Origin of the sequence: Pseudomonas sp. TWR1-1-4, from assembly GCF_049897165.1 — a bacterium.
In the GTDB taxonomy this organism is placed as follows: Bacteria; Pseudomonadota; Gammaproteobacteria; order Pseudomonadales; family Pseudomonadaceae; genus Aquipseudomonas; species Aquipseudomonas canadensis.
Genome location: NZ_JAFCVS010000005.1, coordinates 354,181 through 368,183, shown reverse-complemented (window position 1 = coordinate 368,183; position 14,003 = coordinate 354,181). Strand labels below are relative to the sequence as shown.

Here is a 14,003-nt window from a genome sequence, read left to right as displayed (position 1 = left end):
TCAAGAGCTCCAAATTTCTTGTTTTGACTGCGGATGCGAATGTTACAGTTTCGTTACCGAAAATAGCATCGCCTCTTATCTGCAAACACCGGAAATCAGAGCAATTGCATGTTCTCTTACGAACATGTCGCGAATAGATAAGTGATGGTCGTAAATAGATCTCTAGGAGCTGGCTTGCCGGCGATGAGGCCCGAAAGGTGGCGGTGATCTTTCGGCGGTCATCGCCGGCAAGCCGGCTCCTACAGGGGAAGGTCAGCGAGTCTGGACGACGACCTTGCCCACAGCCCGGCGCTGCCCCAGGTCATTGATCGCCTGGGCGGCTTGTTCCAGCGGATACACCTGCGACACCAGCGGCTTGAGCTTGCCTTCACCATACCAACTGAACAACTGCTGGAAATTCGCGGCATTATCCTGCGGCTGGCGCTGGGCAAACGAACCCCAGAACACCCCGACCACCGCGGCACCCTTGAGCAGCGCCAGGTTCACCGGCAGCTCCGGTATGCGCCCGCTGGCAAAACCCACCACCAGCAGGCGGCCGTTCCAGGCAATGGCACGGATGGCCTGGTCAAACAGGTCGCCACCCACTGGGTCGTAGATCACATCGGCGCCGTTGCCGTCGGTGAGGCGCTTGATCTCGTCTTTCAGGCTGGCTTCGCTGTAGTTGATCAGCTCATCGGCGCCGGCGGCCTTGGCCACTGCGAGTTTGTCGGCACTACTGGCGGCGGCGATTACCCGCGCACCCATGGCCTTGCCGATCTCTACGGCGGCCAGGCCCACGCCACCGGAGGCGCCGAGCACCAGCAGGGTTTCGCCGGGTTGCAGGTTGGCGCGTTGTTTCAGCGCGTGCATGGAGGTGCCGTAGGTCATGCTGAAGGCGGCGGCGATGTTGAAGTCCATGCTAGGCGGGATCGGCAGCACGTTGTAGCCGGGCACCGCGACCTGCTCGGCAAAACTGCCCCAGCCGGTCAGCGCCATCACCCGGTCACCGACTTTCAGGTGGCTGACCTTTTCCCCGACTTCACTGACCACGCCCGCCGCCTCGCCACCCGGCGAGAACGGGAAAGGCGGCTTGAACTGGTACTTGCCCTCGATGATCAGCGTGTCCGGGAAGTTGACCCCGGCGGCATGCACGTCCAGCAGGATTTCGTTCTTCTTGATCGCCGGGCTGGCGATCTCTTCCAGCACCAGGGTTTCGGCGGGGCCGAAGGCTTTGCACAGCACAGCTTTCATCGGACTATTCCTTTTGGCATCGTGGCCGATAAGTGTAGGAGGGTACGCCCGTGGGTCAACGAGCATGCCCGGGCCTGATAAGCCGCCATAAGCTTGTGCTCTGCCTTGCTAGCGTTATGCTACCCGGCAACCGAATGTGAGGAATGAACTGTGAAAGCGTGGATCCTGTTGATGCTGGCCCTGACGTTGCCGATGGCGGCCCAAGCCGAAGAAGCCAAAGAAGGCGAGGCGCCGAAGGTCAGCTATATCAGCCTGAGCCCGCCATTTGTGGGCAACTACGGCCTGGATGGCACGGCGAAACTCAAGGTGTTCAAGGCCGACATCGCCCTGCGCGTGACCGGCCCCGAAGCGGCTGCTGCCGTCAAAGCCAACGACGCGTTGATCCGTAATCAGCTGGTGGCGCTGTTCACCCAGCAGACCAACGAGGCTATGAGCACCGTTGAAGGCAAGGAAAAACTGCGCCAGGAAGCCCTCAAGCAAACCCAGCAAGTGATGAATGACGAGACCGGCAAACCGGTGGTGGAAGATCTGCTGTTCAACAACTTGATCATCCAGTAATCACCAATAGGGTGCGGTTTCAGGAAGCCAGGCTCTTCCTGAACCGCGCCAGTGCCACTGCAAAGAACACCAACCCAATCCCCGCCAGCGCCAGCAAGTCCGGCCACACCACGCTCACGCCCGCATCGCGGAACAGAATCGCCGCGCTCAAACTCACAAAATGCGTCGACGGCGAGCCCTGCATCACCCACTGCAACCACTCGGGCATGCTGTCCAACGGCGTACTGCCGCCGGAGAGCAGCAGCATCGGGATGATCACCGGGATTGCCAGCAGGCCGAACTGCGGCGTCGAGCGGGCGAGGGTGGCGAGGAAGATGCCCAGCGCGGTGCTGGCAAACAAGTACAGCGCCGTCACCAACAGAAACAAACTCAGCGACCCGGCCAGCGGCACGCCGAGCAAACCTTTGACCACCACTTCCAGCGACAGCCAAGTGCACAGCACCACCACCAGCATATTGCTCCAGATTTTCGCCAGCATGATTTCCAGCGCTGTCAGCGGCAATACCAGCAGATGGTCGAGGGTGCCGTGTTCGCGTTCACGCAGCAGCGCGGTGCCGGTCAGGATAATGGCGAGGATGGTGATGTTGTTGACGATCTGGATCACTGCCAAAAACCAGCCACCCTCCAGGTTGGTGTTGAACAGCGCGCGAGTCGTGAGCAGGGCGGGCGTCGGGCTGGCGGCGGCTTGCCCGCTGTAGGTCAGCAATTCCCGCTGGAAAATCCGCCCGATGTAGCCCGCGCCCATGAACGCCTGGCTCATGGCCGTGGCGTCCACGTTCACCTGCACGCCGGGTTGGCGACCGGCCAACAGGTCAGCCTGGAAGTTCGCCGGCACATTGATCACGAAGGTGTATTCGCCGCTGTCCATGACCCTGTCCAACTGGTCATAGGCCAACGGCGTGGGGGTTTGAAACTCGGGCGGCTGCAGCGCCTCGGCCAGTTGCCGCGACAGCGAACTGTGGTCTTCATCGACAAACGCCACGCTGGCGTTATGCACGCCGATCACCGAGCCGGCGGCGGGCATATAGATGGCGACGGTGAAGGCGTAGAACAGAAACAGCAGCAATACGCTGTCATGGCGCAGGCTGGTCAGTTCCTTGATCCCTAGGCGCAGGATGTGCGCGAACTTATGCATCAGGCCTCCTGCTTCTTGAGCATGACCAGGCTCAGCCCGGTAAACCCGACAAAGAACCCGAACAGCGCCAGGCATTGCGGCCACAACTGGCGCAGGTCCAAGGCCTTGGTGAAGGTGCCCACGGCGACATCCAGGAAGTGCCCCGCCGGAAACAGCATGCCCATCAACGCCGCTGCGCCTTCAAGGGACGAGCGCGGCACGATCAGTCCGGAGAATTGAATGGTCGGCAGGCTGGTGATGATCATGGTGCCGAGGATCGCCGCGATCTGCGTCCGGGTGAACGCCGAAATCAGCAGGCCCATGCTGGTGGTCGCCAGCACATAGAGCAGGCCGCCGAACGCCAGCGTCAGGCCGCTGCCCTTGAACGGCACGCCGAACAGCCAGCGGTTCATCGCCACCAGTACTGCCAGGTTGACCAGGCTCACGGCCAGGTACGGCGCCTGTTTGCCGAGCAGGAACTCCAGGCGCGTCAGCGGTGTGGCGTAGAAATTGGTGATCGAGCCCAGTTCCTTCTCGCGCACGATGCCGAGGGCGGTGAGCATCGCCGGGATAAACGCCAGGATCAGTGCCATCACACCGGGGCCGATGGCATTCACGCTGACCACGTCTTGGTTATAGCGAAAGCGCGTTTCCAGCTTGGCGGCCGCTGGGGTGTTGCGCGGCAGGCTGCTCAGTTCGGCCAGTTGCTGCAGGTTTTCCTGGTGCACGGCCTCGACATAGTTGCGGCTGGTTTCCGCGCGAAACGGCATGCCGCCATCGAGCCAGGCGGCCACGCTGGGCTGGCGGCCGGCGTAGAGATCGCGGCCAAAGCCGGGTGGTATCTCCAGGGCCAGTTTGATTTCTGAACGTTGCAGGCGCCGGTGCAATTCGGTTGAGTCCTGAATCGGCGGCTGCTCGGCGAAATAGCGTGAACTGCGAAATGCCTCCAGGTAGGCGCGGCTTTGCGGTGTCTGGTCCTGGTCGTAGACGGCGAAGGCGAGTTTTTCCACATCCAGGGAAATGCCGTAGCCGAAGATCACCATCATGAACATCGCGCCCAGCAACGCGAAGGCCATGCGCACCTTGTCGCGCAGCAGCTCTTTGCCTTCGCGGCTGGCCACGGCCAATAGGCGGGCCAGGCTGAAGCCGCGTTTGCTCACGGGAGGGGCACTGGTTTCGCTGACGGTCGCGGCGGGCACAGTGGGCTCCGGTTCACCCTGTGCTTGCTCCAGGCAGGTGACGAACGCGGCTTCCAAGGTGTCGCCCTGGAACTGCCGTTGCAACGCATCCGGCGTATCGCAGGCGAGCACCTTGCCCGCGTGCATCAGGGAAATGCGGTCGCAGCGCTGGGCCTCGTTCATAAAGTGCGTGGACAGGAAAATTGTCACACCTTGTTCGCGGGACAGCTCGATCAGCAATCGCCAGAAGTCATCCCGCGCCGCCGGGTCGACGCCCGACGTAGGTTCGTCGAGGATCAGCACTTCCGGGCGATGCAGCACCGCCACGGCCAATGACAAACGCTGACGCAAGCCGAGCGGCAGCTCGCCGGACGGTTGTTCGGCCACGTCAGCGAGGTCGAAACGCTGGATCAGCTCATCAATGCGCGGGCCGCTGTCTGCCTTGGGCAGGTCGAACAATTGCGCATGCAGCACCAGGTTCTGGCGCACGCTGAGTTCGCCATACAACGAGAAGCTTTGCGACATGAAGCCCACGCGCTTGCGGGTCGCGAGGTCCTTGGCGTTCACCGGATTGCCCAGCAGCGTCGCGCTGCCCTCGGTGGCGGGCATCAGGCCGGTGAGCACCTTCATGGTGGTGGTCTTGCCGCAGCCGTTGGAGCCGAGGAAGCCGAAGATCTCGCCGCGGCCAATGGCGAAGCTGACCTTGTTCACGGCGGTGAAATCGCCGAAACGCAGGGTCAGGTCGTGAGCTTCGATGGCGATATCGGCGATATCGGCGTTGTCGCTTTGTCGCGGTGGAATCACCAGCGGCTGGTTGTCGTGGGCGCTGTCGCCCTGGAAGTGGGTGAACGCTTCGTCCAGTTTGCCGCTGGCGGTCGCGCCCGCCAATTCACGGCTCAGGCCGTCCGCAATCAGCTTGCCGCGATCGAGCATCAGGCAATGTTCGAATTGCTCGGCTTCTTCCATGTAGGCCGTGGCCACCAGCAGTGTCAGTTGCGGGCGTTCGCTACGTACGCTTTCGACCAGCTCCCAGAAGCGCCGACGTGACAGTGGGTCGACGCCGGTGGTGGGCTCGTCGAGAATCAACAGGTCCGGGTCGTGGATCAGCGCGCAACACAGGCCGAGTTTCTGCTTCATCCCACCGGAGAGCTTGCCCGCCGGGCGTTCGGCGAAGCGCGCAAGGTCGGTGGCCAGCAGCAGGTTGTGCATGCGTTGGTCGCAGTCGGCTTTCGACAGGCCAAACAGCGTGGCAAAGAAACGGATGTTTTCGCTGATGGACAACTCGGGATACAAGTTGCCGCCCAACCCTTGAGGCATGAAGGCGATGCGCGGGTACAGGCTGTTGCGGTGGCGGCGGTCTTCAATCGCACCACCAAGCACTTGCAGTTGACCGTCCTGAAGCTTTTTAACCCCGGCGATCAACCCCAGCAGGCTCGACTTGCCCGCGCCATCCGGTCCGATCAACCCGCAACGCGTACCGGCTGGCAGGCTGAACGTAATGTCGACCAGGGCCTGTTGCTTGCCGTAGCGATGGTTGATTGCCGTGGCTTTCAGCGCCAGGGCGCTCATCGCAGGTTGGCCGGCCAGTCGATATCAGCCGTGCGCACGTAGCCGGCGCCGGGCATGCCCGGTTTGGCTTGGGGCACGGCGCTGGGTTGGGTCAGGCGCAGTTTGACCCGGAACACCAGTTTCTGGCGTTCGTCTCGGGTTTCCACTTCCTTGGGAGTGAACTGGGATTTGGCGGCGACAAAGCTGATCTTGGCCGGCAGCGGTTGGCCGGGCAGGGCGTCGAGCAGAATGCGCGCATCGCTGCCGACGGTGAGCTGGCCGGTGACGGAGGCCGGCAGGTAGAGGTTCATGTATTGATCGTTGGGATCGATCAGCAACAGGACACGCCCGCCGGCGCCGAGTACTTCGCCCGGCTCGGCCAGGCGCAGTTGGATAATCCCGTCGATGGGCGCGCGTAGGCTGCTGTCGTCGATCTCGCTGGTGAGCTGGGCGACCTGGGCCTCGGCGGCGCCGATCGCGGCCTTCACCGAGTTGACTTGGGCTTGTGCCGCGATCACGGCCGCATTGCCGGTGTTCTGCCGCGCCTGCTGTTGGTCAATCAACTGGCTGCTGGCGAAGCCGCGTTTGTACAGCTCCTGGGTGCGCTTGAGTTCCTGGTTGGCCAGCAGTTGCTCGCTCTGGCGCAATTGCACGTTGGCCTCGGCGGCAGCGAAGTTTTCCTTGGCGCGCAGCACTTCGGCTTCGGCCTGGGCGCGCTGGGCTTCCAGCGTGCGAGTATCCATGCGTGCGAGCAGTTGGCCTTTGAGGACCTTGTCGCCTTCGTCCACCCGCACCTCTGCCAGGCGCCCTGGGATCTTGGCGGCGATCTGCACTTCGGTGGATTCCAGGCGGCCGTTGCCCATGCTCAGGCCTTCGGGCAAGCGGTCCTGGGTGGAGCGCCAGTAGCCGAAGCCACCGGCACCCAACAACAGGGCGATGAGGGCGATAGCGAAAAGACGGGAGGTGTGGTGGTTCGTCGACATGGCTGCTTCCTGCGGCATTAGCGTCCTAGTGTGAGCGGTTCGCCCCTGCGTAGTGTTGATACCCATCAACTGTAGGAGCGGGCTTGCCCGCGAAAAACGTCAACGATAACGCGTCCTCTCTGATTTGACGCGGTGTCCTGGCGTTTTTCGCGAGCAAGCTCGCTCCTACAGTGCTTAGCGCAGCGCCAGTACGGCGGCCCATTGCTCGGGCGTGACGGCCATCACCGAAAGCCGGCTGCCTTTTTGCACCAAAGGCATTTCGGCGAGGGCGGTTTGCTGTTTCAGGTAGCCCAGGCCCAGCACTTTGGGGAACGTCTGGACATGCGCGACGTTGATCGCGCTCCACGGATTTTTTTCCGGGGTGGCCTTGGCGTCGAAGTAGTGGCTATCGGGCTCCAGCGCGGTGGGGTCCGGGTAGGCCGCCTCGACGATTTTGCCGATGCCGGCAATGCCCGGCTCCGGGCAGCTGGAGTGGTAGAAGAAAAATTGGTCACCCACCGCCATGGCACGCAGGAAGTTGCGCGCCTGATAGTTGCGCACCCCGTCCCAGCGCGCTTCGCCGAGCTTTTCCAGGCCTTTGATAGAGAGTTCGTCGGGCTCGGATTTCATCAGCCAGTAGGCCATTTTGGGGCTCCTGAAAAAGGCAGTGGGCAAGTTGTCAGGCAATTTGGTGACAAACCGACAGTCGGTTGGCGTCAAGGTTTGCGTGTTGGTTCACGTTACCGCAGAATGCCGGCTTTTAAAGCTTGACGCAGCTGCAACGGACTACTTTGGAACGTTGTTGTCATCGTGTACGAGGTGCCTGCAGGGGGGCAATCGATGCAACGTAAACCGGATTTACTATGGATTTTGGTGATTTTGTTTGGTCTGGGCGTCGTGACCACCGGGTATGCCCAAAGCTTATGGTCGAACAAGACCGATGCTCCCGTTGAACTGGCTCAGCAGCAGCCGCAACCGTTCAAACGCTGACCCGTCTTCAAGGCGCCGCTGACTCCAGTGGCGTCTTCGCAATATACCAATGCTTATCAGTGACGGTGCCCGCCAACGGCACATCCCAGCTTGCCTGTGCCAACCGATCAACCTTCTGACATTCATGGGCCAGGCCCAGTAGCGTCGGCTTGCGCCAGCTCTGTCGCCGCGCCAGGTAAGCCAGGCTGCGATCGTAGAACCCGCCGCCCATGCCCAGGCGCCCCCCGGCATCATCGAACCCCACCAGCGGCAGCAGCACCAGGTCCAGCGCCCAGACTTTGCGTTGGCGGCTGATATTCACCCGTGGCTCCAGGATGCGAAAACGGTTGGGCAGCAGCTTTTCCCCAGGCCGTACACGCTGGAACACCATCTTGGTTCGCGGCCACGCGCTGAGCACCGGCAGGTAAGTGGCCTTGCCACGGCGCTGGGCGGCGCGCAGCAGCAGGCGCGGATCGATTTCACCGTCCGTCGGTAGATACAAAGAGATATGTTTGGCCCGGCGAAACAGCGGGTGCTGTGCCAGTTGCCGATATAGGCCGTGGGCGGCCTTGCGTTGCTCGCTCGGCGTGAGGGCGCGGCGGGCTTTACGCAACATGCGTCGAAGTTGCGGACGGGAAAGCGGCGCAGGTTCGGTCATGGTTTCGGCTCATAAAACAATGCCAGTCCGAGGACTGGCATTGAGTTTAGGAATTCAGGCTCCCCGACAGAGCCGCTGTCGACTTAGCCCTTGAACCCGAAAGTTCAAGGTGGAAGATGCAGTAGGCTTTAAGGCTTTCCGTCTAGCGGACATGCACACCAGCCCAACGTGCAACTTCCAGGGTAGTGCGAATCGGCTCAGGGACATCGCCGACTGGCAAACACGCCAGGGAGTGGGGCGAGTATACCTTAAACAGTCGCGGCAATCAGCCCTTGGGTGCGTCTGAATCGCTGGAAAGCACCAGATCGACACGCTCCAGCAGGTCACGCACCTGCTCACGCGTCGAGCCGCTGGCCTGTACGTCAGGGCGTTCCTGCTTATGCAGCAAATCGTGGGTAATGTTCAGCGCGGCCATCACGGCGATACGGTCTGCGCCGATCACTTTGCCGCTGCTGCGGATTTCGCGCATCTTGCCATCCAGGTAGCGGGCGGCGCTCACCAGGTTGTTGCGCTCTTCCTGGGGGCAGATGATCGAATATTCTTTATCGAGGATCTGCACGGTGACGCTATTGCTTGAACTCATGAGTCTTGCTCCAGGGCCTTCAGGCGCGAAATCATCGATTCGACCTTACGCCGGGCGATTTCGTTTTTTTCAATGAGGTGAGCGCGTTCCTCGCGCCAGGTCTTTTCCTGAGCTAATAGGAGTCCGTTTTGACTCTTAAGTTGCTCGACCCGAGTAATTAGCAGTTCGAGTCTGGCCATCAGCGCTTGCAGGTCGGTGTCTTCCATTGGGTTCCACTGGATTTGTCTGATGAATGGCAACTGCAGGATAAACGATCTGACGCCCTTGATAGTCTTGGTACGTCTGCCGGTGCTAGGATACAGCGCTCCATTCTAGACATTGCGCCGTCTGGCGCCTAGCTCACCATGCCCATTCAGAACTCCCCGTACGATGCTTTTTCCAAACTGCTGAGCACCAGCGGCCACCCTTGCTCGCCTGCCGAACTGCACGGCGTGCTGTTGGGCCGCAGCTGCACTGGCGTTGGCTTTGATGCCGACAACTGGCTGGCCGACGTGGCCGAGCTGCTGGAAACCGAACCGACCGAGAACGTGCGTAACGCACTGATCGGCCTGCAAGAGATGGTCAAGGGCGAGCTGACCGGTGATGACGTCACCGTGGTCCTGCTGCTGCCGACCGACGACGCGCCGCTCACCGAGCGCGCCGCCGCCCTGGGCCAATGGTGCCAAGGCTTCCTCCACGGTTTCGGCGTCAACGCCGGCGGCCTGGAACTGAGCACCGACGCCAAGGAAGTGTTGCAGGACCTCGCGGCGATCTCCCAGGTGCAAGACGCCCTGGAAGAGTCCGAAGATGGCGAAGGCGACTACATGGAAGTCATGGAATACCTGCGCGTCGCGCCGTTGCTGCTGTTCACCGAGACCAAGAAGTCCGCTGAGCCAGCCGCGCCCAAGCCTTCGCTGCACTAAGAAAGGAAGTCCATCTGCCCATGATCCATATCCCCCGAGCGGAATACACCCGACGCCGCAAGGCGCTCATGGCGCAGATGGAACCCAACAGCATCGCGATCCTGCCGGCTGCCGCCGTGGCGATCCGCAACCGTGATGTCGAGCACGTGTACCGCCAGGACAGTGACTTCCAGTACCTGAGCGGTTTCCCGGAGCCGGAAGCGGTGATCGTGCTGATGCCCGGTCGCCAGCACGGCGAGTACGTGCTGTTCTGCCGCGAGCGCAACGCCGAACGCGAACTGTGGGACGGCCTGCGCGCCGGCACCGAAGGCGCGATCCGTGACTTTGGCGCCGACGACGCGTTCCCCATCACCGATATTGACGACATCCTGCCCGGCCTCATCGAAGGCCGCGACCGGGTGTACTCGGCCATGGGCAGCAATGCCGAGTTTGACCGGCACCTGATGGAATGGATCAACGTGATCCGCTCCAAGGCCCACCTGGGCGCCCAGCCACCGAACGAATTCGTTGCCCTGGATCATCTGCTCCACGACATGCGCCTGTATAAATCGGCTGCGGAAGTGAAGGTGATGCGCGAGGCCGCGCGAATCTCCTGCGCCGCCCACGTGAAGGCGATGCAGGCCAGCCGTGCCGGTCTCCATGAGTTCAGCCTGGAAGCCGAGCTGGATTATGAATTCCGCAAAGGCGGCGCGAAAATGCCAGCCTACGGCTCCATCGTCGCCGCCGGGCGCAACAGCTGCATCCTGCATTACCAGCAGAATGACGCGGTGCTCAAGGACGGCGATCTGGTGCTGATCGACGCCGGCTGCGAGATCGACTGCTACGCCAGCGACATCACCCGCACCTGGCCGGTCAATGGCAGGTTTTCGCCGGAACAGAAGGCGATCTACGAAATTGTGCTGGCTTCCCAGGAAGCCGCGTTTGCCGAGATCGCCCCGGACAAGCATTGGAACCAGGCGCATGAGGCAACCGTGCAGGTGATCACCGCCGGGTTGGTGAGGCTGGGATTGTTGCAGGGTGACGTCGACGAGTTGATCGCCAGCGAAGCCTATAAAGCCTTCTACATGCACCGCGCCGGCCACTGGCTGGGCATGGATGTGCATGACGTGGGCGAGTACAAAGTGGGCGGTGAATGGCGGGTGCTGGAAGTTGGCATGGCGTTGACCGTGGAGCCGGGCATCTACATTTCGCCGGACAACCCGAACGTGGCAAAGAAATGGCGTGGCATTGGCGTACGCATCGAGGACGACGTGGTAGTGACCAAGCAAGGCTGTGAAATCCTGACCGGTGGCGTGCCCAAGACCGTCGCTGAAATTGAAGCGTTGATGGCGGCTGCCCGATGAGCCGGGTCAACCTGGCAATCATTGGCGGCGGCCTGGTCGGCGCCAGCCTGGCGCTGGCGTTGCAGGCTGGGGCCAAAGCGCGCGGTTGGAAGATCGTGCTGATCGAGCCCTTTGCGCCGGGCGACAGCTACCAGCCGAGCTACGATGCGCGTTCTTCGGCGCTCTCCTACGGCGCCCGGCAGATTTATCAGCGCCTGGGCCTGTGGCAGGACATTTCGCGCCGCGCCGAACCGATCAAGCAAATCCATGTGTCTGACCGTGGGCGTTTCTCCACCGCGCGCTTGTCTGCCATGGAAGAGGGCGTGCCGGCCCTCGGCTACGTGGTGGAGAACGCCTGGCTGGGCCAATGCCTGTGGCAGGGCCTGGACAAAGACGTGGTCAGCTGGCGTTGCCCGGCCGAAGTCACACGCATGGAGCCGCTGCCCGACGGCTACCGTCTGACCCTCAATGATGAAACCTTGCTGGAATGCGACCTCGCCGTGCTGGCTGACGGTGGCCGTTCCGGCTTGCGCGAGCAGTTGGGCATCGGCGTGAAAACCCGCCCGTACAACCAGAGCGCGTTGATCGCCAACATCACGCCAAGCGAATCCCATAACGGCGAAGCCTTCGAACGTTTCACCGACGAAGGCCCGATGGCCCTGTTGCCGCTGCCGGAAAACCGCTGCGCACTGGTGTGGACGCGCATCGGCATGGACGCCCAGCGCCTGGCCAATCTCGATGAGCGCAGCTTCTTGAGTGAATTGCAGGGCGTGTTCGGCTACCGTCTGGGTACGCTTAAGCAAGTGGGCGCCCGTCATCTGTACCCGCTGACATTGGTGGAAGCCGAGGAGCAAGTACGCTCGCACTTGGCGATTCTCGGCAATGCCGCTCACAGCTTGCACCCGATTGCCGGGCAGGGCTTCAACCTGTCCCTGCGCGATGCGAATGCGCTGGCCGAGGCCTTGCTGGCCGGACCGCAAGTGCCAGGTGACCTGGCGACCTTGCAAGGCTATCGCGAGCGTCAGCGCCTGGACCAGAAACTCACCGTGGGCTTCTCCGACCAGGTCACGCGCCTGTTCGGCAGCGCCCAGCCGCTGGTCGCCCTGGGCCGCAATATGGGCCTGCTGGGCCTGGACTTGCTGCCGCCGGCCAAGCGCTGGTTCGCCCGTCAGGCCATGGGCCTGGGCACGCGTCCCGATGCGTAAGTGGTTGATCGAGCGCCTGGGCAAGGCGCGGTTGTTGCGTTGGATCATGACCTTGTATCCGCCCTACTTGGGTGCGGGAGTGAGCGTGCGGCACATGAGCGCCGATTTTCGTCACGTCAAAGTGCGCATGGGCCTGGGCTGGTACAACCGCAACTATGTCGGCACGCAGTTCGGCGGTAGCCTGTATTCGATGGTTGATCCGTTCTACATGCTGATGCTGATGGAGAACCTGGGCCGCGATTACATCGTGTGGGACAAGGCCGCGAGTATCGACTTCATTTCGCCGGGCAAAGGCCCGGTGTACGCGGAGTTCTCCATCGACGACGCCTTGCTCGATGAGGTCCGCCGGCAGACCGAAGGAGGCGAGAAGTACTTGCCCCACCTGAAGGTCCAGATTCATGACGGCTCCGGCACCCTGGTGGCGCAGGTCGACAAAACCCTTTACGTGCGGCGCAAGCCGCCAGTGAGACAGGCTTAAAGCATGGACATGCGCGCAGATGTGCTGATTGTCGGGGCCGGAATGGTCGGAAGCGCCCTGGCGCTGGCGTTACAGGGCAGTGGCCTGCAGGTGCTGCTGCTCGACGGCAGCCCGCTGAGCGTCAAGCCGTTCGACCGCGAGGCCGCTTTCGAACCGCGCGTGAGCGCCTTGTCGGCCGCGAGCCAGCGCATCCTTGAGCGCCTGGGCGTGTGGGACGGCATTGTGTCGCGCCGCGCCAGCCCTTACGGCGAGATGCAGGTGTGGGACGGCAGCGGCACCGGTCAGATTCACTTTTCGGCCGCCAGCGTGCATGCCGAGGTGCTGGGGCATATCGTCGAGAACCGCGTGGTGCAGGATGCGCTGCTCGACCGTCTGCACGACTGCGATCTGGGCCTGTTGGCCAATGCGCGCCTGGAACAGATGCGCCGTTCCGGCGATGACTGGCTGCTAACCCTGGCTGACGGCCGCACGTTACGCGCGCCGCTGGTGGTGGCGGCCGATGGCGCCAACTCCGCCGTGCGCCGCCTGACCGGCACCGCGACCCGCGAATGGGATTACCTGCATAACGCCATCGTCACCAGCGTGCGCAGCAGCCAGCCGCACCAGCGCACTGCGTGGCAACGCTTTACCGACACCGGCCCACTGGCGTTCTTACCGCTGGTGCGCGATGGTCAGGAGGATTGGTGTTCGATCGTCTGGTCGACCACGCCTGCTGAGTCTGAGCGCTTGATGGCGCTGGATGATGCAAGCTTCTGCCATGAGCTGGAGCGCGCCTTTGAGGGGCGGCTCGGTACGGTGGTAAGCGCCGACCCGCGCGTCTGCGTGCCACTGCGCCAGCGCCACGCCAAGCGCTATGTGGCCGAAGGCCTGGCGTTGATTGGCGACGCGGCTCACGTCATCCATCCCTTGGCGGGGCAGGGTGTGAACCTGGGTTTCCTGGATGCGGCGACATTGGCTGAAGTCTTGTTGTCGGCAACCGAGCGCGGCGAGCGCCTGGCCGATGTGAAGGTGTTGAGCCGCTACGAGCGTCGACGCATGCCGCATAACCTGGCGTTGATGGCGGCAATGGAAGGGTTTGAGCGACTGTTCCAGGCCGATCAACTGCCGCTGCGCTGGTTGCGTAATGCCGGATTGAAGATGGTCGATCAAATGCCCGAAGCCAAGGCCGTGTTTGTGCGCCAGGCGCTGGGGCTGAGCGGGGATCTGCCGGAGCTGGCCAAGCCCTGACATTGAAATACGATCCCTGTGGGCGCCGGCTTGCCCGCGATGAGGCCATAAGCCGCACTGCAAATCCCG

The 14,003-nt window shown here is 62.4% G+C and carries 15 protein-coding genes and 1 other RNA gene; 7 read left to right on the top strand and 9 right to left on the bottom strand.

Annotated elements, in window-relative coordinates:
- Positions 1 to 252: 252 nt before the first annotated feature.
- On the bottom strand, positions 253 to 1,230 hold the full coding sequence (locus ACP7C6_RS17485; protein WP_028618399.1) for an NADPH:quinone oxidoreductase family protein: 978 nt from the start codon (positions 1,228 to 1,230) through the stop codon (positions 253 to 255).
- Positions 1,231 to 1,380: 150 nt separating this feature from the next.
- Here ACP7C6_RS17485 and ACP7C6_RS17480 point away from each other — a divergent pair, with 150 nt between their 5' ends.
- On the top strand, positions 1,381 to 1,788 hold the full coding sequence (locus ACP7C6_RS17480) for a flagellar basal body-associated protein FliL (protein WP_016978962.1): 408 nt from the start codon (positions 1,381 to 1,383) through the stop codon (positions 1,786 to 1,788).
- 19 nt (positions 1,789 to 1,807) lie between these two features.
- Here ACP7C6_RS17480 and ACP7C6_RS17475 read toward each other — a convergent pair whose 3' ends face one another.
- The 4 genes from ACP7C6_RS17475 to ACP7C6_RS17460 all read right to left on the bottom strand — a co-directional run bounded on the left by ACP7C6_RS17475 (position 1,808) and on the right by ACP7C6_RS17460 (position 7,235).
- The gene (locus ACP7C6_RS17475) at positions 1,808 to 2,923 is read right to left on the bottom strand and encodes an ABC transporter permease (RefSeq protein ID WP_028618398.1); all 1,116 of its coding nucleotides are present in this window, start codon (positions 2,921 to 2,923) and stop codon (positions 1,808 to 1,810) included.
- Positions 2,923 to 5,649, bottom strand: a complete 2,727-nt coding sequence (gene rbbA, locus ACP7C6_RS17470; protein WP_426109039.1) for a ribosome-associated ATPase/putative transporter RbbA — start codon at positions 5,647 to 5,649, stop codon at positions 2,923 to 2,925. Before rbbA ends, ACP7C6_RS17475 begins: the two co-directional genes overlap by 1 nt.
- Positions 5,646 to 6,611, bottom strand: a complete 966-nt coding sequence (locus ACP7C6_RS17465) for an HlyD family secretion protein (RefSeq protein WP_122686930.1) — start codon at positions 6,609 to 6,611, stop codon at positions 5,646 to 5,648. Before ACP7C6_RS17465 ends, rbbA begins: the two co-directional genes overlap by 4 nt.
- 174 nt (positions 6,612 to 6,785) lie before the next feature.
- Positions 6,786 to 7,235, bottom strand: a complete 450-nt coding sequence (locus tag ACP7C6_RS17460) for an EVE domain-containing protein (RefSeq protein WP_028618395.1) — start codon at positions 7,233 to 7,235, stop codon at positions 6,786 to 6,788.
- A gap of 195 nt (positions 7,236 to 7,430) precedes the next feature.
- Here ACP7C6_RS17460 and ACP7C6_RS17455 point away from each other — a divergent pair, with 195 nt between their 5' ends.
- Complete coding sequence (locus tag ACP7C6_RS17455; RefSeq protein ID WP_010207387.1) at positions 7,431 to 7,580, top strand: hypothetical protein; 150 nt, start codon at positions 7,431 to 7,433, stop codon at positions 7,578 to 7,580.
- Between the two features lie 7 nt (positions 7,581 to 7,587).
- On the opposite strand, the gene ACP7C6_RS17450 is transcribed toward ACP7C6_RS17455, so the two are convergent.
- The 4 genes from ACP7C6_RS17450 to ACP7C6_RS17435 form a co-directional block, all read right to left on the bottom strand.
- Positions 7,588 to 8,217, bottom strand: a complete 630-nt coding sequence (locus tag ACP7C6_RS17450; protein ID WP_028618394.1) for a 5-formyltetrahydrofolate cyclo-ligase — start codon at positions 8,215 to 8,217, stop codon at positions 7,588 to 7,590.
- Positions 8,218 to 8,273: 56 nt separating this feature from the next.
- Positions 8,274 to 8,452, bottom strand: a non-coding RNA gene (ssrS, locus tag ACP7C6_RS17445) — 6S RNA.
- 30 nt (positions 8,453 to 8,482) lie between these two features.
- Positions 8,483 to 8,800, bottom strand: a complete 318-nt coding sequence (locus ACP7C6_RS17440) for a cell division protein ZapA (RefSeq protein WP_003176812.1) — start codon at positions 8,798 to 8,800, stop codon at positions 8,483 to 8,485.
- Positions 8,797 to 9,006 carry a TIGR02449 family protein gene (locus ACP7C6_RS17435; RefSeq protein WP_007982902.1) on the bottom strand — a complete coding sequence of 70 codons (210 nt, stop codon included), beginning with the start codon at positions 9,004 to 9,006 and terminating at the stop codon, positions 8,797 to 8,799. The genes ACP7C6_RS17440 and ACP7C6_RS17435 overlap by 4 nt, the downstream gene beginning before the upstream one ends.
- A gap of 138 nt (positions 9,007 to 9,144) precedes the next feature.
- Here ACP7C6_RS17435 and ACP7C6_RS17430 point away from each other — a divergent pair, with 138 nt between their 5' ends.
- Genes ACP7C6_RS17430 through ACP7C6_RS17410 form a run of 5 tightly spaced genes read left to right on the top strand, consistent with a single transcriptional unit; the run spans position 9,145 to position 13,934 of the window.
- The gene (locus ACP7C6_RS17430; RefSeq protein ID WP_017739071.1) at positions 9,145 to 9,702 is read left to right on the top strand and encodes a YecA family protein; all 558 of its coding nucleotides are present in this window, start codon (positions 9,145 to 9,147) and stop codon (positions 9,700 to 9,702) included.
- Positions 9,703 to 9,722: 20 nt separating this feature from the next.
- Entirely contained in the window at positions 9,723 to 11,045 is a 1,323-nt protein-coding gene (pepP, locus tag ACP7C6_RS17425; RefSeq protein ID WP_028618392.1) for a Xaa-Pro aminopeptidase, read from the top strand.
- Positions 11,042 to 12,229 carry a 2-octaprenyl-6-methoxyphenyl hydroxylase gene (ubiH, locus tag ACP7C6_RS17420; RefSeq protein ID WP_426109038.1) on the top strand — a complete coding sequence of 396 codons (1,188 nt, stop codon included), beginning with the start codon at positions 11,042 to 11,044 and terminating at the stop codon, positions 12,227 to 12,229. The genes pepP and ubiH overlap by 4 nt, the downstream gene beginning before the upstream one ends.
- Positions 12,222 to 12,707 carry a DUF4442 domain-containing protein gene (locus ACP7C6_RS17415; RefSeq protein WP_028618390.1) on the top strand — a complete coding sequence of 162 codons (486 nt, stop codon included), beginning with the start codon at positions 12,222 to 12,224 and terminating at the stop codon, positions 12,705 to 12,707. Before ubiH ends, ACP7C6_RS17415 begins: the two co-directional genes overlap by 8 nt.
- Before the next feature lie 9 nt (positions 12,708 to 12,716).
- Positions 12,717 to 13,934 (top strand): 2-octaprenyl-3-methyl-6-methoxy-1,4-benzoquinol hydroxylase, encoded by a 1,218-nt coding sequence (locus ACP7C6_RS17410; RefSeq protein WP_305385627.1) that lies wholly within the window; start codon positions 12,717 to 12,719, stop codon positions 13,932 to 13,934.
- The last annotated feature ends 69 nt before the right edge of the window (positions 13,935 to 14,003 follow it).